The organism is Paenibacillus sp. FSL M7-1414 (assembly GCF_038003195.1).
In the GTDB taxonomy this organism is placed as follows: domain Bacteria; phylum Bacillota; class Bacilli; order Paenibacillales; family Paenibacillaceae; genus Paenibacillus; species Paenibacillus amylolyticus.
Map to the genome: position 1 here is coordinate 5,232,728 of NZ_JBBOOS010000001.1, position 19,055 is coordinate 5,251,782.

General features: G+C 38.3%; 19 protein-coding genes and 2 pseudogenes. 3 read left to right on the plus strand and 18 right to left on the minus strand.

The genetic code is table 11. The features are described 5' to 3' along the window. Positions 1-21: 21 nt before the first annotated feature. The 8 genes from MHH92_RS22715 to MHH92_RS22750 form a co-directional block, all read right to left on the minus strand. On the minus strand, positions 22-501 hold the full coding sequence (locus MHH92_RS22715) for a DinB family protein (RefSeq protein WP_340906455.1): 480 nt from the start codon (positions 499-501) through the stop codon (positions 22-24). 27 nt (positions 502-528) lie between these two features. Beyond that, entirely contained in the window at positions 529-1,065 is a 537-nt protein-coding gene (locus MHH92_RS22720) for a GNAT family N-acetyltransferase (protein WP_339195036.1), read from the minus strand. 499 nt (positions 1,066-1,564) lie between these two features. Further along, the gene (locus tag MHH92_RS22725; protein ID WP_339186089.1) at positions 1,565-2,047 is read right to left on the minus strand and encodes a hypothetical protein; all 483 of its coding nucleotides are present in this window, start codon (positions 2,045-2,047) and stop codon (positions 1,565-1,567) included. After that, positions 2,047-2,574: a cysteine hydrolase family protein gene (locus MHH92_RS22730; RefSeq protein ID WP_339186088.1), complete on the minus strand. Its 528-nt coding sequence runs from the start codon at positions 2,572-2,574 to the stop codon at positions 2,047-2,049. The genes MHH92_RS22725 and MHH92_RS22730 overlap by 1 nt, the downstream gene beginning before the upstream one ends. Before the next feature lie 30 nt (positions 2,575-2,604). Further along, a complete protein-coding gene (locus MHH92_RS22735) occupies positions 2,605-2,763 on the minus strand; it encodes a hypothetical protein (protein ID WP_339186087.1) in 159 nt (52 codons plus the stop codon). A 305-nt stretch (positions 2,764-3,068) separates the two neighbouring features. Beyond that, positions 3,069-3,614, minus strand: coding sequence for a GrpB family protein (locus MHH92_RS22740; RefSeq protein WP_036617141.1), 546 nt, complete (start codon positions 3,612-3,614; stop codon positions 3,069-3,071). 99 nt (positions 3,615-3,713) lie between these two features. Continuing rightward, positions 3,714-4,313, minus strand: a complete 600-nt coding sequence (locus MHH92_RS22745; RefSeq protein WP_340906461.1) for a hypothetical protein — start codon at positions 4,311-4,313, stop codon at positions 3,714-3,716. A gap of 71 nt (positions 4,314-4,384) precedes the next feature. Then, positions 4,385-5,875: a glycoside hydrolase family 43 protein gene (locus MHH92_RS22750; protein WP_340906463.1), complete on the minus strand. Its 1,491-nt coding sequence runs from the start codon at positions 5,873-5,875 to the stop codon at positions 4,385-4,387. Positions 5,876-6,055: 180 nt separating this feature from the next. On the opposite strand from MHH92_RS22750, the gene MHH92_RS22755 reads away from it, so the two are divergent. Continuing rightward, positions 6,056-6,958 (plus strand): ArsR/SmtB family transcription factor, encoded by a 903-nt coding sequence (locus tag MHH92_RS22755; protein ID WP_340906465.1) that lies wholly within the window; start codon positions 6,056-6,058, stop codon positions 6,956-6,958. A gap of 178 nt (positions 6,959-7,136) precedes the next feature. Here MHH92_RS22755 and MHH92_RS22760 read toward each other — a convergent pair. Then, positions 7,137-7,319: pseudogene (locus tag MHH92_RS22760) on the minus strand (GMP synthase (glutamine-hydrolyzing)); the annotation flags it as partial. Positions 7,320-7,643: 324 nt separating this feature from the next. On the opposite strand from MHH92_RS22760, the gene MHH92_RS22765 reads away from it, so the two are divergent. Continuing rightward, on the plus strand, positions 7,644-8,372 hold the full coding sequence (locus tag MHH92_RS22765) for an HNH endonuclease (RefSeq protein WP_340906466.1): 729 nt from the start codon (positions 7,644-7,646) through the stop codon (positions 8,370-8,372). A 40-nt stretch (positions 8,373-8,412) separates the two neighbouring features. Here MHH92_RS22765 and herA read toward each other — a convergent pair whose 3' ends face one another. The 3 genes and pseudogenes from herA to MHH92_RS22780 all read right to left on the minus strand — a co-directional run. After that, positions 8,413-10,161, minus strand: coding sequence for an anti-phage-associated helicase HerA (gene herA / locus MHH92_RS22770; protein ID WP_340906469.1), 1,749 nt, complete (start codon positions 10,159-10,161; stop codon positions 8,413-8,415). A 24-nt stretch (positions 10,162-10,185) separates the two neighbouring features. After that, complete coding sequence (locus MHH92_RS22775; RefSeq protein WP_340906472.1) at positions 10,186-11,325, minus strand: hypothetical protein; 1,140 nt, start codon at positions 11,323-11,325, stop codon at positions 10,186-10,188. A 1,216-nt stretch (positions 11,326-12,541) separates the two neighbouring features. Continuing rightward, a pseudogene (locus MHH92_RS22780) lies at positions 12,542-12,745 on the minus strand (GMP synthase (glutamine-hydrolyzing)); the annotation flags it as partial. A 421-nt stretch (positions 12,746-13,166) separates the two neighbouring features. Here MHH92_RS22780 and MHH92_RS22785 point away from each other — a divergent pair. Beyond that, the gene (locus tag MHH92_RS22785; RefSeq protein ID WP_340906475.1) at positions 13,167-14,894 is read left to right on the plus strand and encodes an ATP-dependent nuclease; all 1,728 of its coding nucleotides are present in this window, start codon (positions 13,167-13,169) and stop codon (positions 14,892-14,894) included. Positions 14,895-15,504: 610 nt separating this feature from the next. Here the strand turns inward: MHH92_RS22785 and MHH92_RS22790 are convergent. Genes MHH92_RS22790 through MHH92_RS22815 form a run of 6 tightly spaced genes read right to left on the minus strand, consistent with a single transcriptional unit; the run spans position 15,505 to position 19,028 of the window. Next, positions 15,505-16,449: a GNAT family N-acetyltransferase gene (locus MHH92_RS22790; RefSeq protein ID WP_340906477.1), complete on the minus strand. Its 945-nt coding sequence runs from the start codon at positions 16,447-16,449 to the stop codon at positions 15,505-15,507. Positions 16,450-16,487: 38 nt separating this feature from the next. After that, positions 16,488-16,724: a hypothetical protein gene (locus tag MHH92_RS22795; protein ID WP_340906479.1), complete on the minus strand. Its 237-nt coding sequence runs from the start codon at positions 16,722-16,724 to the stop codon at positions 16,488-16,490. Continuing rightward, on the minus strand, positions 16,721-17,350 hold the full coding sequence (locus MHH92_RS22800) for a hypothetical protein (RefSeq protein ID WP_340906480.1): 630 nt from the start codon (positions 17,348-17,350) through the stop codon (positions 16,721-16,723). The genes MHH92_RS22795 and MHH92_RS22800 overlap by 4 nt, the downstream gene beginning before the upstream one ends. A gap of 39 nt (positions 17,351-17,389) precedes the next feature. Then, positions 17,390-18,091, minus strand: a complete 702-nt coding sequence (locus MHH92_RS22805; protein WP_340906482.1) for a DUF1361 domain-containing protein — start codon at positions 18,089-18,091, stop codon at positions 17,390-17,392. 41 nt (positions 18,092-18,132) lie between these two features. Beyond that, positions 18,133-18,561: a GNAT family N-acetyltransferase gene (locus MHH92_RS22810; protein WP_340906483.1), complete on the minus strand. Its 429-nt coding sequence runs from the start codon at positions 18,559-18,561 to the stop codon at positions 18,133-18,135. A gap of 17 nt (positions 18,562-18,578) precedes the next feature. After that, positions 18,579-19,028: a GNAT family N-acetyltransferase gene (locus MHH92_RS22815; RefSeq protein ID WP_340907756.1), complete on the minus strand. Its 450-nt coding sequence runs from the start codon at positions 19,026-19,028 to the stop codon at positions 18,579-18,581. Between the last annotated feature and the right edge of the window lie 27 nt (positions 19,029-19,055).

The following is a 19,055-nucleotide window of genomic DNA, read 5'->3' on the forward strand; positions in this document are numbered from 1 at the left end:
TGTCATGCCGCTCTCTCCCTGTTAGTCAGGTATAATCAGGCCTTTGCCAATGACATTGGCGGATACTGGCTGTTTGCCCAATTCTCTGGCCCATACTGACAGCTGTCCCATATGGTGAATCTCATGGGCGATCACATGTCGCTTTACTTCTCCCCATGAATATGTACTGGCCTTGCCAGCTGAGCGATGATCGATAAAAGCTCTTTTTTCCATACTCGACTCCCAGGCTGTAACAAATGCCTCCACATCAGGACGTAACTTGCGATCGAGTCTCCTTACTGCCTCAAGATTCTGGTAGTTCGCAAAATCTTCTGCATCATCCGGTTTGCCCTGAAGCAACTGAAGCCAGCTCCACTCTACATCAATGATATGAAATAATGTTTGTAATATGTTGCCTACTCCGCCCGTGCGAGGCCGAAGCAATTCTTCAAGCGGTACATCTTCACACCACACATACCATTGCTCACGCACCATCCAGTTATAACGAAAGAATGTTTCCATTGGTATATTCCCCTTTATCGATGTTTTTCATAGAGATTTGATCAATTCTGTATGGGCAAAGGTATCCTCCGAATGTTCAAGATCACCATAAATTCTACTAATCTGATTGAATCCGGATTTGATCCAGAAGCGTAATGCAGTCCAATTTTTGAGCGCTACGTTGATTCGAATTTCCTTGTAACCAAGTTCGGAAAAGTGACGAGTCAACGCCTGAATTAATTCTTGTCCATATCCCTGCTTCTGGATCTCGCTCTGGACATATAAAAATTCGAGATAGATTGAATCCTCGGAGGGATACCCATGGTACACACTTAACAAACCAATATAGCGGTCATCCGCATTCGTGCGAATGGATTGAATTCGATAATTCTCCAGCCTGCCTCCCGGCGGAAGGTGGCCTTCTTCAAAACATTCTTTCACATAGTTCCGATCATGCTCTTGTCCATCCCATTGATGCAAGTACCGACTGGTCTCATATATGGACTCAAGTTCAGGAATATCGGATTCTTCCACATTTGAGATAATAAGTCGGTCTGACTTCCATTCTACTGGAAGTTGTTTCATCGTAATCACTCCATCTTGATATTCTAAATAAATTAAACTATTGAATATTTACACTTACCACTCCGATGACAGAACAACCTTCCGATCGCTGTTATCCCCAGATTTTTTTGATTCATTTTATAATGGGAAACTCCGGGGATAAAAGCGAACACTTCGCTTCTTCAGGTTTTTTCTGTCCTCTCCATTTCGTGTAAATATTCAGTTCAATTTATTTAGTTAATTTCTTTTTTATATATAAGATCACATGAATTCCTGCATAAATAAACAGGACATTGAACAAATATAGAAGTACATTTAAATAGATGCCAGATATAAACCAGATTGCTCCCTCAGAATTAGCATAATGATAATCCGTAAAGAATCGGAGCGGGAAACCATACTCTGTTCGGAGCGGTCCATCTTCAGTATGTAAAGTTCCAGGAATACATAGGATGGCTAATACAGCAAGCCAGGCTGATAGATTCATTATTCTTTTGTTTATCGTCAATACATCTCCCCCTTATTCAACACTAACGGTATCTTCACCAAAATACGTCCCTTCCAACTTTTGATCCATAAAGTCTCTTAAGTCCTTTTGATCAAGTATATATTTCGAATCTCTATTAAATCTGCTTTTTGTGGATACAATAATCTGTTTCCGATTGTATTGAATCGTAACTTTAGCGTTATGCTTTAATTTCAAAGCAATTCCCGCACTAATACTTCCTGTGACATCATCTACTGGTATTTTGGCTGATTCCGGGGCTGCATTCAGCCAGCCGACTATACGGCTAATGTCTTCTTTACTTAACGTAACATTGTCAATGCTAACGTGTGCTCCACCGTCGCCTGTCCTGGTGTACACGACAATGCTCATCTCTGTGCTTATCACTTGATTTCTTGAAATCGGCTTATTCGGATCAGGGTTACTCGTGATTAGAAGATACAGAAACATGATTGCCGCACCTATGAAAAACCAGAATCGCCTACGTTTTCCTAGCATTACAGCGCATTCTCCGTATCCACCACGTTGGCAAACAGTCTCAGTACCGTATTGTGATGTGCAATAATCTGCTCTGCTTGAAGCGTCTTTGCATTCCATGTGCTGTGCGCATCTTGAACCAGATTGACCGTGTAACCCAGACTGTACGCTCTGCGGCAAGTCGTGTCTACACATACCTCAGTCTGCATACCGGCGAGAATCAACTCCGTCACGCCATCTTCTTGCAATTTCAGATGCAGATTGGTTTCGTGAAACGAATCCGGTGTCTCCTTTTCAATAAGGAGGTCACCAGCAATAGCAATAGGTGAAATGGACGGATGAATGGCCCACCCCAGAGTTCCTCGTTCCAGTGGACTGCCTGGCCCTTCGCAGTGTTGGATATATATGATGGAATGCCCTGCTTCACGGGCCCTGGCAATTAATACCTGGATCTTCTGAAGCAATCGTTCCCCTTGATATACGGGATCTGCTTCATCAAACATCGCTACCTGTACGTCAATGATTAGAAGTGCACAATGCGTTGTCATCTTGCTTTCCTCCTGACAAATCAATTTAATTCAACTCTTTCTTCTTCGTACCTTTAACAAAACTTCCAATCCCATATCAATCAGTACAAATAGAATAGCGGCAAGAACGCCAAATAAGGTCAGAACTAACGTCTCTTTGAAATCCCAGATTGCTTCTCCTACGCCCATGACCAGATAATAAATATACATGCCTAAAACTCCAGCACATGCATAGCCTAATATCCTCGTACTTAGATACAACACATGATTAGGGAATTGTATTCGGCTGAGCAGATAGTCTAGCAATATCGATAAAGGTAGCCCTATCAACAGGATCAAGGGAGTCGCGTATACCAGATAAATAAGAATGTAAAAATCAAAACTGTAGGATTCATTCATCGATATGAGACTCGCAGCCAAAGTAAAACAAATGATGGTTAAAACGGTTGTTATCAGCTTTCTTCCCATGTTCATCTCATCACTCCAATACAGTTATCTCTATTCATTGGATGTGCTCATGCGTCAGATTTTGCCGGCTGCCATCCGATTTCTTGAGACCAACGATGTGCTCTCTGTAATATACTCCACACCATTGGTCCTTTTCCTTCAACATATTTGGGACGCTGATCTTTATACAATGACATGAGTCTGTGCTTTTCTTCTGCATATTTCAAACAATCTTCTGGATGCTCCCTTAAATAGTCTCTGAACAGCAAGGTCATCTGCTCGGAGAAACTGCCTGCCTGTCTAACGTGTATATGTATCCTTCTGTTTCCGGGTTCTTCACGAAAGTAACGTTTAGTCTTATCTGGATTTTCTGCTCTAAATACAAATCCGACTGTTTCGATCTCATGTTTGTAGTCCAACAAATTTTCATACTGGGAAACAGATATTTGTATATCTATGATGGGTTTGGCATCTATTCCAACAATTGAAGTGGACCCAACATGGTCAATCCGCACGGCCCTTTCTCCTAACGCGTCTCTTAGTTTCGAACCCGTTTCGAGAAACAAATCACGCCATGCCGGGTCATACTTTGCAATTCTCCATTGATCCTCCATACAACTCCTCCTTGGTTATCCAATCAAGCTATATAATTAAATAACACGTTCTTTTAACCTTTTGTTACATGTAGATTATTTAGTGATGCCATATAGATATCATGCAAAATCATCATTATTTATCCCTAGTTCTATTTGTTTTTGGGATTCGATCATATATTCGTACGCATCATCAATTTCTGTTATACCTTTAATATTCTCTTTTAACAGTTCAATAATTAAATTATAATCACTCTCTCGCATCTTTATATCTTCCATATAGTTATCGTTATAGTCATTCATAAAATCTAATTTGTTCTTATAAAATCGAAATCTCTCCAAAACATATACTTCCTTAAGATTAATAAATAATGCTACAAAATCCTTAAAGTTTCTGGCCACTAAAGTTACTTGATTACCAAACGCAGTAGGTTGGATAAAGATAACCGGAGCTTCTTCCAAATCACTAATGGATCTGTTGAACGTAAAAAAAGCAAAATGGTCACCGTCTGCCCCTGTTCTTCCAAATATGATGGCATCATCTGGCGTACAATAGTATCTATCCTCATCATTGTTAAAACTAATATAAAAACCCATATAATCGTCGATGGTTCCAACATGTTGTTCACGTAATTTCTTATCTATTCGAACGATGTCTACTAAGGATTCTGGCATTTTATAATGTACTTGCAAGTTTAAATCACTCTCTTCTATTGGCATTTATTAATATATCTATATTTTGACACAAATTAAAAAAAAGAGAAGGACCCTTAGGCCCTTCCCTTAACTTCTTAATGATAATCACACTTGAAATTTGTAAACTCAGCTGAAGTATCTTGCCCGCTCGCGTATAACCCAATAAGTACGCCTGTAAAACCTCCTGCCACCTCCGAGGATAGGTATCTCGTCTGTGCCGTGCCCAGCAGAATCTCTTCACCATCTGCTTTAAACAGGAAACTGTAGCGTTCCTGGCTTGAGCGGATCACCAGCGTTGCATGCTGTTTATTTCCCAGATCCACTTCATGTTCTCTCGATTTGATATCACCGATATTTAGACGCTCGATCACCTTATAGCCGTCCTGTTCCTGACGAATAGCCATTTCATAATGATGATTCTCATCCATGTAGATCGTAATACCGGCCTCGCCATTCGTCAGACTGACATCGACAGAAATCGTAGCATTAAAGTCTTTTTGACGTAACCCGATGAACGTCGGGGATGCTGGAACGTCCAGCGTTACATCGGTTCCTATTAGCGTAAGCTTGTCTGATTCAAGCTGATAATGCTCTGCATTCGGATGACGAAGGTAACACCAGTCGAGGTTCCAATCTGTATTTTCAAACGTATAATGCTTCTTATCCTGCTGGATCACCTTGTCGGGAATGCGATTGGTCTCAAAACTCGTCAGCGTTGTGCCTTCATGCCCGGCTGTAAACCATCCGTCTTCACCAAAAGTGATAGGAGTCAGGAACACTTCCCGGCCCAGATGATGGTACGTAGCCCATCTGCCAATCTGACGGAACCCTAGGTGAAAGAGCCACCAGTTTCCCAAATCATCCTGAACCAGGTCACCATGTCCAACCCCCTGCAACTCATAACCGCCCAAATTACGATTGGTCAGAACTGGATTGTGTGCATAAGCTTCGAACGGACCCGAAGACGAAGTTCCCCGAGCATACGTAACCATATGACCATACTCCGTACCGCCCTCAGCTGCAAGCAGGTAGTAATGTCCGTTTATTTTATACAGATGCGGGCTTTCCAGATATCTTCCGCCAGTACCATTCCATATCGAACGACTCGGGGTCAGTTTGCGCCCAGTTTCAATCTCAATCTCACACTGGACAATTCCGCCAACGCCTTCATCATCCACCCCATTACTCATGAACAAGGTCTTTCCATCTTCAAAATACAAATCTGGATCAATACCGCCTTGATCCACGTTAATAGGCTCTGACCATTCTCCGTAGATATCGTCCGTCCATACATAGAAATTCTGATGTGTCGTATCATTCGTTGTCACCATGTAAAAACGTCCGTTATTGTGCCTAATGGTTGGGGCAAATACGCCCCCGGAACTGCTCACGGTCTCCAGCTCAATCTGACTTTTACGAGTGAGGCAGTGACCAATCTGCTTCCAATTCAGCAAATCCTTGCTCTCAAAGAGCGGTACGCCCGGAAAATATTGAAAAGAACTACACACCATATAGTAGGTATTGTGCACCTTAATCACACTAGGGTCTGGATAAAAACCTTTTACAACAGGGTTATTGTATTTCATTACTCCACTCCATCTCTTATCATAAAACTCACAAATATAAGAATCCAACTTCGTAACAACTACAAAAATTAAACACCATCGGGCATTAACTTGCAATAAATCTGGATTGAATCTTGGAGTTAATTTTATTAAATTAATATATATGTGATTTTAGAAGATTGAGTGTAGGGAGTTGTACAGATGATCAAAGCAAATGGAGAGCCCCAGTTCCTTCCTTTATATGAGGCGCTGGCAAGTGAGGTCAGATGGAGAATCATGGATATGATTGCAGATCGCGAAATGAATGTGAAGGATATTGCCGCAGCCTTAGAGCTTAGCCCCTCCATTGTCACGATGCATATTCGCAAACTGGAGGATGCGGGTCTAATTGGCAGCAGACGAGTTCGGATCAACGGAGGGACGCACAAATTATGTTACCTCAAACAAAATCAGATTGAAATCGAGCTGCCGTCCGCAAGCCAAACTTCACGAACCAGAGAACAGACGATAGCCGTGGGACACTACACTGCTTTTGATATCCACCCTACCTGTGGGCTAGGAACACTTGAGAAAGAGATCGGCGTATGGGATGATCCGCGTTACTTCCTTGATCCCGAGCGTGTTCACGCCGCTATCTTGTGGTTTGGGAAGGGCTATGTTGAATATAAAACACCTAACTTTGTACTACCGGATCAGACAACTGATGCTATTGAAATTTCGATGGAACTAGCCTCTGAAGCTCCGGGATTGCGAGATCATTGGCCTTCCGATATTCGTTTCACCTTCAATGGCATTTCTCTTGGAACGTGGACAAGCCCTGCCGACTTTGGCAGAGCAGCACGCGGCAAATATACGCCGGAATGGTGGCATCGTAATGTAAATCAATACGGTTTATTGAAGACCATTCGCATTGATGCCTCCGGTACCTATATGGATGGTGAGCGGATGTCGGACATCACACTCGAGGATATCAAGCTTAGCGAACCCTTCTGGACGCTTCGCTTCACGGTTGACGAGAAAAGCCCCAACGTAGGGGGATTAACGATCTATGGTGCCGGTTTTGGTAACCACGATCAGGATATTGTTATTCGTGTATTGGGTTAATTTGGCTCGCTGTACAGGAATCCTCCCTTTCCTGACATAAAGGAGAGGGATTCATCGGAAAATGCTGCTCACTGGTATCACATCGTAGTAGCTTTAGTATGTAATGTGGTTGTGAGATACCTTTTCTTAGCAAATTAATATGAGCTTGATGATAAGGGCTATGATCAGCTATATGCCATTATCCCCACTCAACCGTTGCAGGTGGTTTGGAAGTTACGTCATAGACGATACGGTTTACGTTATCAACTTCGTTAACAATCCGTACGGAGATTTTCTCCAGCACATCCCAAGGGATACGTGCCCAGTCCGCAGTCATACCGTCGATGGATGTTACAGCATGGATACCTACTGTGTAGGAATAGTGAGAAATTTTGAATGTAAATACTGGTCTATTATCCAGTTGTTTTGCATATCAATTGTAGCGGGTAAATATAAGAATTTCAACTTAAAAATATAAACCCATAAAGATATTCAAGTCATTAATCCGTTGTTAGATCCATAATCCATTTTTGTCATCTGACTTCATGCCCTTTGATTGCCGAACCGATACATCGCCCTTAGTTAAATGTTCAATTTGTTATTTATACTATCTTATAAAATACACGAAGTTAATATAACAACCTCTTTACCACACTTATTTCACATGGTAGTATCTTCATATTTAACACTAAGGAGGAGTATATATATGCACAGAATAGACTGCTATGGAAAAGTATTTATTAAAGAAGAACTAATACATGCAAATAATGCGGCAATTAAAGAAGATAGAAATCGGCAGTTAAATGAATTTTTTTTGGAGCAATTATCTCCAGAACTCTATTTTCCAATCTGTTTAGCCTTCGACCATCATAATAAGGGAGAAGTACGAGTAGAGATTGTATTTGGAGAAGGCTCGTATGGTTTTTTAGATATGTCAAAAAAACGGTATGATTTATTGCCCATTGCTTCAAAAAATGAACACGGTAAAGTAATCCTCAATTATCCAAATGGAAAGGCTCATCCCGATAATAGACCCTATGAAGAAAAAGTTCAAAAAAGATTGATTAGAAAAGGTGATTTTAGAAAACAAGTACTCGAAGCATATAATTACAAATGTGCAATGTGCGATGTGAAAGCAAAGTCTTCTTTAAAAGCCGCTCATATTTACCCAGCACATAAGTGTAATGATGATACAATAAGTAATGGAATCTGCTTGTGTGCAATTCACGATGCAGAATATGAGGTAGGAAACATAGTTATTCAACCAGACGGAACAGTAATTAACTATGCAAGTGAAGAAATCATTATTCCAAACTATAAAAAAATCACTCTTCCAGACAATTCCCATAACCATCCTTCCTCTGAACGATTACAACAAAGGTTGGAACTTTCATTTACAAAAAGAAAAAGAAAGAAACTAAAAATAGATCTTTAGTATTAAAGGAGCCAAAAAATGGCTCCTTATTCTAAGCAATTTATTTAATCCATCTCTCGGCTAATCTATCAAAAGAGATATCGAGCCATTCTCTTTTCCAGTGTTCGAGGTACATAATATCAGCCGAGGAAGGTGGTGGGGTACATCTATCAATAGTGACTAAAGAAGGCATAATCAACGCGTCACCTAAGAGAATTGCATCCCCTTCTTTAAGCGTGGGTAATGAATCAGTAAGTGGGCCTAGCGTATCAGGCATAAGTCTTTTTACGTAGTTCTGGTCATCAGGGTTAGTTAACCGCATGGAGACAAAGTTACTGCATTGAGAAAATATTGTTTCAGAAATTTCAGACGGTCTCTGACTTACGATCATAGCACTGACACCGTACTTCCTTCCTTCTTTTGCTATTCTCTCTATAGATACCCTGGATGCATTGTATTTTGCGGAACTACTCTTTGGTACATATTTGTGAGCCTCCTCATATACTAAAAGTATAGGAGCATATTCTATATTATCCTGATTATAAGACTGTTCTTTTTCTAGCATTTTTTTATAATGGTATCCATATTCAAATATTAATCTTGATATTAAAGATACAGTTATACTTAACACTTCGAACGGAACCCCACTTAAGTCTATTATTGTAACATTTGATTCTCCATCTTTTTCATATCCTAATATTTGTCTCAAGGAATCCTCAAACGTATAATTTTCGCTTTTTTTTCCAAATAAAAAGTCTAACCTTTTATCTAAATACTTATTTCTTATACGAGAAATAAACTTTTCTAAGCTTCCATCATTATACGTTCCCTTGCTATAATTTTGACTTTTCGCTTCTTCAAACTCATATTGGCTTATAAAGTAAAAATCAAATTTTTCTTCATCCGATTCAAAAGATTGCTCATTATTTTTGATGCTCATTTTGTTCGGACTTTTATAATTCTTTGTTTCTCTACTTAAATTTAATAGACAATTCAAAACCTCAGAAACTGAAAATCTAACAGGTGCATCATAAGTTAACTTATTGTTATCATGAGTCATTTGTTTGTTTCTAGTTATTACCCTTCTTAGGAGAGATGACTGATTATATGCTTGATTTTCTCCTGTTTCTACCAACAATTCTTCTAATTCTTCTCCATTCATAAGCCAATAAGGAAGGATTAGAGAATCAACATCAAGGTAGTTTGCATACGGGAATGCAGTATGGTACTCAGAATGAATATCAAAAATAACTATATGTGAATTATTCAGATTATTATATCCATCATTTTTTGTTATAGTTGCTTCCTGTAAAATCTTTGCAACTGTATGTGACTTACCTGAGCCAGTCGACCCAACTACTGCGATATGTTTGTTAAAAAATTTATTTCCATTAACAGGTACTTTAATTGTTTTATCTTGAGAAAGTGATGCAAAACAGAACTTACTTTCAGATTTGATTGATGCGTAGATATGTTGAATTTCTTCATTTTTCGCTGGTTCTACATCTGTTGGAGGAATAGCAATGTTATTACCTCCCCTCGTGAAATTTCCATCAACATCTAAAAACCCTATAGGCATTGCTTCTATAATATAAATACTGTCTTTATTCTCTTCTTTTTGAATCGTAAAATTTTCAATTATACAAATTAATGCACAATCTTCGCTATCAGACACCCTGAGATAAGAACCTACTGAAAACTTTTCACTCTGTAGCTTAAATTGCTCAATATTGTTTACTTCTATTTTAATTTTATTAGGAAGCACAGAAACTACCTTGGCAACTTTTTCCTCCGTATCAAACAAACTCATTATATATATCCCTCCATATTAAAATTAGACTATATTTAATATCTGAGAAATTTCTTCAAGATGAATATTTGTAATTCGGACTTTTGCTTCATCTATCTCAAGGTAATCACACAAATAGAAATGAAAAATTTCATTAATATAATTAGAACTCAGAACTTCCAATAAATTTTCCTCATTTATAATTTTAAAAAGGCAACTGGTGTCAGCTTTAAATTTGTCAATTCTAAATCTATCGCCATCAAAAAATGTACCGTCGTTAAATTTACTCCCTTTATCATACACATCTCGTTTGAATTTATTTGTATGCTCTTTACTCAGTTTTCTTAAATAAAAAATAGGAGGGGGCGATTTACTTTGCTTATTATACTTTTTGATAATCTTAGACATTATATTGGTTATGGTAGAGAAATCTACATCTTCATAAATATCAACAATAAATAATCTTTCTAAGTTCATTAAATTTAATCCGACTGTAAAATACTTTTTTTTGAGGTACTTCTCATATTTTTCCCTTCCAAGATAACTGGCGTATCCAGAATCAAAAAACAATTTCCTTGCTTTTATTACATATGAATCTAAGTGAGTCTTACTAATCATTCTTTTTAGCCTATCTTTATCTATTGTCAATTCAAGCAAATGAGAGCGAATCATTGCATGATGTAAAATTGCTTCCTGCCTATCTCCTAATCTATAGGAAGATTGAATTAATGTGATGACCTCATCAAATTGCGTAATGTAATTTTCAGTAAAATAAAGTTCAAAGCAACCTAAAAATTTTTTTTTTTGCTGATTAGTATAATTAGATTGTTCGTTCGATAAAATATCATTTAGTTCATCCATAGATAAATATTTCTTATGTGATACTGTATTCCTAAAGTAACAGTGAAGTCGATATTTTTTACTTTCATCCCCTTTATGTAGATCTAATAGTTGAATAACCGGTTTTCTAATCTTACTATTAGAATAGGTTTGTGATTCTTTATGTTTTACTTGAATGATAAAGTTTTCATAACTAATATCTTGCACTTGTTCAAATAGAACCTCTTGAGAAGGATTATTTAATATGGTTTTTATAGTCATATCAAATTGGTATAGGAATCCCTTTACTGCATAGTATCCGCCGTCTCTTTCTTCTTTGTTTACATTTTTCGATGTATTAACCAAACAAAGCACCTCTTAAAGGAAAAGAATTCAATGCTGAGTATATTGTAACCCTTTTTATTGACAATGTATGTCGAAATAAGGCGCATTTATAACAAGTAGTTAAATTTATTGTCGACTTTTTCAACCCATTTTTCACCATTCAATCTGCTTTCATGTACGCACACTAAATTAATGAACATTTGGTACGGGTAGAATGAGCCTTACCCGCCCGCTAGGGGTCAAACCCGTTTCAATCGGTACTGGGTGAGGTGTATGAAATCGCTTACTAGGATAATGGGTATAACGCCCTGTTTTCAGTTCTCATAATACACAGTTATGAGAACTAATTCCGAACATCCAAAAACGCCAGTCATCTATATAATATAGAATGGCGCTTCGATTCATAAAATCAACTTATCTAATCTTGTATTTAGTTCCTCTAATGCTATTTCAAATTTTTCACTTGCATCTGAGGATTGCTCATTTAAAGCTCTGCTTCATGTTTCTTCTCTAAACAAGACTCCCCGATTCTATTTAGCAACTCATCAAACTTACCTTCAATTCGATCCATTTGTTCCTTTATTTCGCCCATCAAACCCACGCTTTTCCACATGATCGCTGTCTTTTGAGTAATTTTAGCGTTCAATGATTCCTTATGGCATTATCAGCAATAATGCTGAACTAACCCCAAAATTATCAGTAATTCCATCGTTACACTCATCATCACTAAACGTGACCATTACGGTTTTGGCATCCTTGAGATTTTTAATCCGCTGCATCGGATTGCTCTATTCATTAAAAAATTCATCGTCCACTAAGTATTGAAAAAAACGCTCAGAGTAGCGAGATTGTTATTTATTGTTCGTTTGACTTTATTCCCTATACGTTGTCGCTTCTGAATATACTTTCTAATGTGAAGCTGATTTACACCCTAGACTTCTACAATCCCTAATTCTTTCTCCATGAACCTTTCCAACGGTTCAAGCGGAACATGCACACATCAACATACCGCTTTACTCGACCTAATAATTCTTAATTTAGCTTGAAATCCTGAACCAATTCCTTAATTTTGGTCATAAAAAATACTCCCTTCTATTTGCTAAACAACGCACATAAAAGAGAGTAATTTTAAACATTCAATAGTTGCAGGTTAATTGGAAATTCCTTCATGACTACTGCCAAGAACCCTTATACATCAAGGGCTTTCAAGTATCAGCCAGCATGGACATTGTTCAACCTATTCCCACTCGATCGTTGCAGGTGGGTTGGATGTTACGTCATAGAAGATACGGTTTACGTTATCGACTTCGTTAACGATCCGTATGGAGATTTTCTCCAGCACATCCCAAGGGATACGTGCCCAGTCAGCAGTCATACCGTCGATGGACGTTACGGCACGAATACCTACAGTGTAGGAATTCGTACGCGCATCACCCATTACCCGCTTCAATATTAGGTCATTACATGTATATTATTGGTTATTTTATAGATCAAAGGTAACGGTTTAAAATTGTAAATAAAAAGCTGAAATTAGCAAAAAAAACTCCTCATACACTTGAAAACAAACTAGGTGTTTAGGAGTTTAATCTAATTTTCAACAACTACAACGCCCTAGGGAACAAGTAAGTTTTAAGCTTTCTAGTAAATTTAGTTATTCAATCAAATGAAGCGGTTAAAAATGGGGGAATTAATTCAAAATTCGACTTTATCCTCCTTAAACCTTTCTACCACCATTTGAAAATAGTTCCAAATCACCTTTAAATATTATATGATGTAAAAAGCAGGACTTTCAACTCACTTTCTTAGGATATCATTAATATTTTTCGTAACATTCAACCACTTAAAAGTATGGAGGATGAAAAATGAGGTTAATCAGTTTTAGTGTGAAAAACTACAAAGTCTTCAACAATAAGTTCTCAATTGGTTTTTCAAGGGATTCCATTGTAATTCTTACAGGTAGAAATAACACCGGAAAATCAACTATACTCGAAGCAATCAATTGCTTCTTTCAGAAAGAAACTAAGGCAAAAACAATTCCAAATGATTGCTTCTCAGTACGCGGTACAGACATTGTGCTCGAGGCTGTGTTTGAGTCTGATGATCAAGAAAGAATAACGATTGTTAAGAAATATAGAGAAGAAAATGCCCCTACTTTTTGTGATGATAAGGGAAAGGAGATCAAGAAATCACACAGCTTATACGACAAACTAGATGAAATCCTGAATAACAGACCCTTTTACATAACGCCCTCCATGTTACCTGATGACATAAATGATTTGATTCAGAACATTTACTCGGAAATAATTAAAAATGACCTCCTGAAACTTGAAAGTTTTAACGGAGACTCGGAAGAAGAGCAGGATACTCTTGAACTGGCTAAAGAATATTCTAGCCTCAAAGAAGCATACCCTGCATTTTTAAAGAAAATCAAACAAAACACTGATAGCATACTATCGAAGGTAAGTAAGGATGTTTCCGATAACCTAAGAGTGCTTTTCTCTAATGACCACCTATCTCTTAATGTTGTTGGCGGTGAAAGCTCAGGGTTTTCATCAGCAGACCTGCTAAAATCGACAAATTCAAGCGTCCACATTGATAGTAACAAGCAATCTAAGATGCCTTTGGCCAACCAAGGAACTGGTCTTCAAAGAATGAGTCTGATTTACCTCATTCAAAATATGATTGAGAAGAAACTTTTGGGTGAAAATGACAATAAACTATTACTCATAGATGAACCTGAAGCATTTTTGCATCCTGAAGCAGTTCGAGCATTAAGCCGTTCACTTTATAAAATAGGTGAAAAGATGCCCTTAATGATTTCAACTCATTCACCGATACTTATAGACTTATCTGAAAGACACACTTCCATTCAAGTTTTCAGAGTGGGTGAGAAAGAAGCCATACAGTTATATCAATCAGTCAGTGAGCAATTTGATGATGACGACATAGCAAACATGAAAATTTTAAATTACGTGGATTCCTATGTGAATGAATTTTTCTTTGCTGATAAAGTAGTTATTGTCGAGGGTGATACTGAGTACATTGCCTTTAAACATCTTGCCAAACAAAATGGGTATAACATTCACATAATTCGCGCTAGGGGTAAAGCTACCATTGTTACTTTAATGAAGGTTCTCAATCAATTCAATTCCTCTTACGATGTACTACATGATGTGGATAACCATGAAAAGCACTCTTCCACTACGCTGAAAGCGCAATTAACGAATTGCAAAAAAATATATAACTATAAACAAAGCGATAACATAAGAGTATTTTGTTCAGTATCTCATTTTGAAAAAGCAATTGGTATCGGAGATGTCTCGGATGACAAAAAGACAAAGGTTATCTATCAAATACTGCACAAAGAAGAACAAGGAAAGCCGGAAACAGACGAATACTTTGAAGCTAGGGGCTTGATTGAAGGTATATTTGAACAAATAATTAACCGTAATAATGAGCCACATTTAAGCGGAGGGTTTAAAAAAGTCTCAAGTTCTGAGGATTACGATAGATTATTTATTGGTTTGATTGCTCAAAAAATTCAAGAAGAAACAGAAAAGAAAAAGAAAGACGATGCACTTAAAGTTTAATGCTTTAAATGAAAACGTTTATTTAAAAGACGGGGTACCTTAAGTCACATAAATGACAACAAGGATCCCGTTTTAATTTATATGTCTTTTTAAAGTTCTAAACACGACAGTATAGTTTATCTCTACCCCATTGTTTATTTTTCGAAAAAGAACAATAAAATGTGTCATTAACTAATGACTTATCAAGGCTTTGAAGGGAATTGTATCGTCTGTAGATCGAAGTCGGATTGCTGTGTGGATATGCACGAAAGCTATTTAAAGTGAAAAATTGGTTTTCAACTGTAATCGCTCCCCCTTTACGACTCTACTTTTTCCCATAATTTGTGATTATATGAAAAAATTATAAAGTGCAACTCACATGCTTTATTTTTTGAAGATTTTTAACCTGCTCAATTGATTTAGTACTCTATCCTATACCTTTATTCGAGGGTGTGATTCTCTCTTTCATGTCGCATAATAATTGATATTGAAGTTTTCTCGCTAAAGTTCATAGGGAAGAAAAGGTTGAATAACTCTTTTCAATAATCAAACCACCCTCTGGAATCAATATCAACCAATACCGCTTGAAGCGCAGGAACATTCCCATGAATATCGGTTAAGATGGCAACCTTCATTGTGATTCATCCTCAGGAATATACATCGTCTGAATCTCCTGCACACCCGGAATAAAGCCCAGATTCAGATACACGGACTCCGCATCATTTCCTTGCATCACATACAATCGTAGAACGGGATACTTACCTTTAAGTTCATTTAATGCTCTCTGTAACATCAGTGTAGCAAGCCCTCTTCCTCTATATGCCGGACGAACACCTATGCTATATACAGCAGCCTGATTATCTTGCAAGCACAAGCGACAATTTGCAATAAGCTGTCCCGTTTCCTTGTCATATACAAGCGTGGACGCTTCGGTCAGAATTTCATTGGTATAATTAGGGTCATCACTTGGTATAAAATCTGCAAGAGTGGTATGTTTTCTTCGTGTAGCTTCAAGACTTCCTGCAAAACTCTCTAGGTCACATTGAGCAATTTCATCTTCATTCACATATTTTCTATTGCCGGTTTCACTTTCAATAATCTCTGGACTTTTCACGGTTACCCTGCTGTCCCATTCGATTTCAAAGTGATCTGTAGGCCGCTGCATCCAGCGACATTTAAACTCCACTGGCCAGAATCCAGCTCTTGCATATAGATCAACTTGGTCTGGAAGAATCTCAAAGGTCAGAATACGTTTGGTGCGATCCGACCACTGTAATAATTTATGCTTCAGAAGCTTCAATACCTCAAAGCACTGCTGGAAAGGCGGGACAAAAAACAAATGATACATCCGGTTAGGCTCCATTCTCACGCCACCTATTTTGCTTTCCCCCTTGTAAATCCAGTACGCACTGATCTTGGAAGAACTGAACTCTTCTTCCCTGAAAAATCCGACATAACGCATATCATAATAAACCGTGCAATATAATCCCCATTCAGCAAAATCAGCTTTGCGAATCGAATATTCATCCGACAGATTATATTGAAGAATATCTGTAGACCACTCAGTTAAACCCATACGTAATTCCTCCTCAGTTTTAATTAAATGGCAAGCAATCAAATCATTTTTCTATACGCCACCCCGTGAACATCAAAATACCAATTTCCCGTTAATTCTTCTCTGTGGATTACATCCGCATTGGTCAGCAAATGGTACGCACCTTCGAGAATTTCCGCCCGATCAGGCTGATCGGTTTCCAATATCAGTTGGTCGATCAATTGCCGCGCGATTCTTTGGTACATATCCATCACAGCCAATAATTCTTCCGTGTTTTCCTGGGTTATCGCCTTCATACCTTCATATCCTTATCCGGGTAGCCAATTTCTTCAATTTCACCTTCGATATCACTTAATTTCAGTTCATCATTTAATTGCTGTAGTAAGACCTCATCGATCGGCTTCATATCAAATACCTGTTCAACCAGTTTGATATCCAACGCTATCTCGTAGTAATCCTGTGCCCAAACATGATAATATTTCGCGCCGCCTACCAAAATCTCTAACAGTTCGTATTCATGATCCCCAAGCTCCGTGCCCGCAGACCACCCTTCCTGATCCGCCACACTCCAGATACAGAACGTCGTCTGATCCATTACAAATGCCGGCTCTACCACAAAAGTATTAAATGCTTCTGGAACGCTTTTTACCACCTCACTTCTATCAACCTTATGCTGAAGTGCATACTCTTTATCAAAGCCTTTAATAATCAGCCCATTCGGACTGAATATTGCAAAATAATGATCTCCTTGCCCATCTCTCATGGATGCCATTTGCTCATTCGTGTCCCACTGGGAATTATACGAGTAATACCTGTACTCCCATTCCGGCATCAAAATGGCATCCAGCATAGCTGCTGCCTTTAGAATCTGTTTGCATTCACTAATGTGAGGAAGTTTATCGATAAAATTAAGATTACCCATCGTGTGATATTGCCTCCTTCACCCTTTCAAATGGAATAATTAGTTGCCCGACCTTGCTGTTAGCAAAGATAAAATAACGTATCCAAAAAGTTGAACCGCAAATACAATGACAACAAACTCAACCATTATGCTGTTCGCTGCATTAAAATCATTCACAAGATCCACAAAGATCTTCCCAGGTCGGGATAATACATCCCACGAATTCCACCGATTAAATCTACCAATGTAAACCCCTATACTGCTCAATAGCAAAATAACACCGACAACCATCATGCTAATGTACTTATTTATTATTTTGCTTAACATGCCGTGGATTTGAATGATTGAACAAGTCGAGAGCAGCAATCCGATGATCGCTACGGAAAACGTCAGAGTGAGTCCATACCAAAAATCAATTTTAACCCAAAATCTAACCTCCCCTTGAGCATCAAAATATCTGAATGAATGCAGAATCTCCGTAAAAAGGTAGGCCGCATTGGGCAGAAAAAAGAGCCATACTCCACACATCAGCCCCATACATATCATGCTCGTTGTGGTTAATTTCTTATTAAATATGTATCTAATGCAGGATGAGATGATGAAGGGTACCCATGCCAGGAACATATCCCAACTTAAAAATCGATACATATTCGTATCTGATTGGGCACGTAAATACATCACAACACCTAGACAACAAAGAGTAGCCACGAGCAAGGTAACGATGAGTCGGACATCTTGAACCGGATGTTTGTTATCTTTCATTTCTTTGCTTCTACTTCCTTTTCCTTGATGAATGTTATAAGTTATAAATACTTTTTAAACGCCTTGCTGGATTCTCCGTTGTACCCCAATTTCGTATAAAAGTGATGTGCTTCGTTTCTGGATGATCCGCTCGTAAGAAACACCTTCACACAATTTTTCTGCACACATACATGCTCTATATGTTTCATCAATTCAGATCCATATCCCTTGCTCTGCACATGTTCCGTAATGATAACCCGCTCAACTACGCCGAATGGTCTATTTTCCACCAAAGCATCCAGACAAATATGTAAATGAGCCGTGCCAATTACCTGATCACCCATTTCATACACAAACAAGAAACTGTTTGGGTTATTCCGAACCTCTTCAATCCGTTCTGCCAGTACTTTTGTGTTTGAGTTGTTTGGCAATAATTCTGTATACAGTCTTTCAATAACCTCTGCATCCCTAGCTTCTGCCTCTCTTATCATCAAGCTTCCCCTCCCTGTTACCTCACTTGATAACTTAAAATGATATCACCGTTGTCCTCGAATTCACCCGTGTCCTGAAATCCGCAACGTTTGTACAGCGCATTTGCCGCAATGTTATGTGGAACATGGGATACCCTGATTTGCTGGCAGTCACTTCTCTCTTGCAACATATGAATCACTTCTTGAATGGCAAGTTTGCCGTAACCCCTCCCCTGGTACTTCTCATCAATCATGAAGCGCAGAATCCAGTAATACCCATCATTGTAGATCTCGTTATCAAATAAAATAAAACCGACCATCTGATCCTCTGCCAAAATGCCGTATGGCTTGGACGTAATTTCCTTCGTTGCATGCATCAATGAATCCGCATTGCTAGCGACCAAATCCAACTGATCTTCCCGTGGTTTAAGGTGGATGCACTCAAGTTCATTTTCTTTGGTTATAGGTTGTAACGTCACTTGCTCCATACCCACACTCCTCTCTCCTTGCAGCTA

What these genes read in the sequence shown, in the direction of transcription:
- MHH92_RS22715 (WP_340906455.1), bottom strand. Translation starts at nt 501, where the DNA reads ATGGAAACATTCTTTCGTTATAACTGGATGGTGCGTGAGCAATGGTAT.
- MHH92_RS22720 (WP_339195036.1), bottom strand. Translation starts at nt 1,065, where the DNA reads ATGAAACAACTTCCAGTAGAATGGAAGTCAGACCGACTTATTATCTCA.
- MHH92_RS22725 (WP_339186089.1), bottom strand. Translation starts at nt 2,047, where the DNA reads ATGCTAGGAAAACGTAGGCGATTCTGGTTTTTCATAGGTGCGGCAATC.
- MHH92_RS22730 (WP_339186088.1), bottom strand. Translation starts at nt 2,574, where the DNA reads ATGACAACGCATTGTGCACTTCTAATCATTGACGTACAGGTAGCGATG.
- MHH92_RS22735 (WP_339186087.1), bottom strand. Translation starts at nt 2,763, where the DNA reads ATGTATATTTATTATCTGGTCATGGGCGTAGGAGAAGCAATCTGGGAT.
- MHH92_RS22740 (WP_036617141.1), bottom strand. Translation starts at nt 3,614, where the DNA reads ATGGAGGATCAATGGAGAATTGCAAAGTATGACCCGGCATGGCGTGAT.
- MHH92_RS22745 (WP_340906461.1), bottom strand. Translation starts at nt 4,313, where the DNA reads ATGCCAATAGAAGAGAGTGATTTAAACTTGCAAGTACATTATAAAATG.
- MHH92_RS22750 (WP_340906463.1), bottom strand. Translation starts at nt 5,875, where the DNA reads ATGAAATACAATAACCCTGTTGTAAAAGGTTTTTATCCAGACCCTAGT.
- MHH92_RS22755 (WP_340906465.1), top strand. Translation starts at nt 6,056, where the DNA reads ATGATCAAAGCAAATGGAGAGCCCCAGTTCCTTCCTTTATATGAGGCG.
- MHH92_RS22765 (WP_340906466.1), top strand. Translation starts at nt 7,644, where the DNA reads ATGCACAGAATAGACTGCTATGGAAAAGTATTTATTAAAGAAGAACTA.
- herA (WP_340906469.1), bottom strand. Translation starts at nt 10,161, where the DNA reads ATGAGTTTGTTTGATACGGAGGAAAAAGTTGCCAAGGTAGTTTCTGTG.
- MHH92_RS22785 (WP_340906475.1), top strand. Translation starts at nt 13,167, where the DNA reads ATGAGGTTAATCAGTTTTAGTGTGAAAAACTACAAAGTCTTCAACAAT.
- MHH92_RS22790 (WP_340906477.1), bottom strand. Translation starts at nt 16,449, where the DNA reads ATGGGTTTAACTGAGTGGTCTACAGATATTCTTCAATATAATCTGTCG.
- MHH92_RS22795 (WP_340906479.1), bottom strand. Translation starts at nt 16,724, where the DNA reads ATGAAGGCGATAACCCAGGAAAACACGGAAGAATTATTGGCTGTGATG.
- MHH92_RS22800 (WP_340906480.1), bottom strand. Translation starts at nt 17,350, where the DNA reads ATGGGTAATCTTAATTTTATCGATAAACTTCCTCACATTAGTGAATGC.
- MHH92_RS22805 (WP_340906482.1), bottom strand. Translation starts at nt 18,091, where the DNA reads ATGAAAGATAACAAACATCCGGTTCAAGATGTCCGACTCATCGTTACC.
- MHH92_RS22810 (WP_340906483.1), bottom strand. Translation starts at nt 18,561, where the DNA reads ATGATAAGAGAGGCAGAAGCTAGGGATGCAGAGGTTATTGAAAGACTG.
- MHH92_RS22815 (WP_340907756.1), bottom strand. Translation starts at nt 19,028, where the DNA reads ATGGAGCAAGTGACGTTACAACCTATAACCAAAGAAAATGAACTTGAG.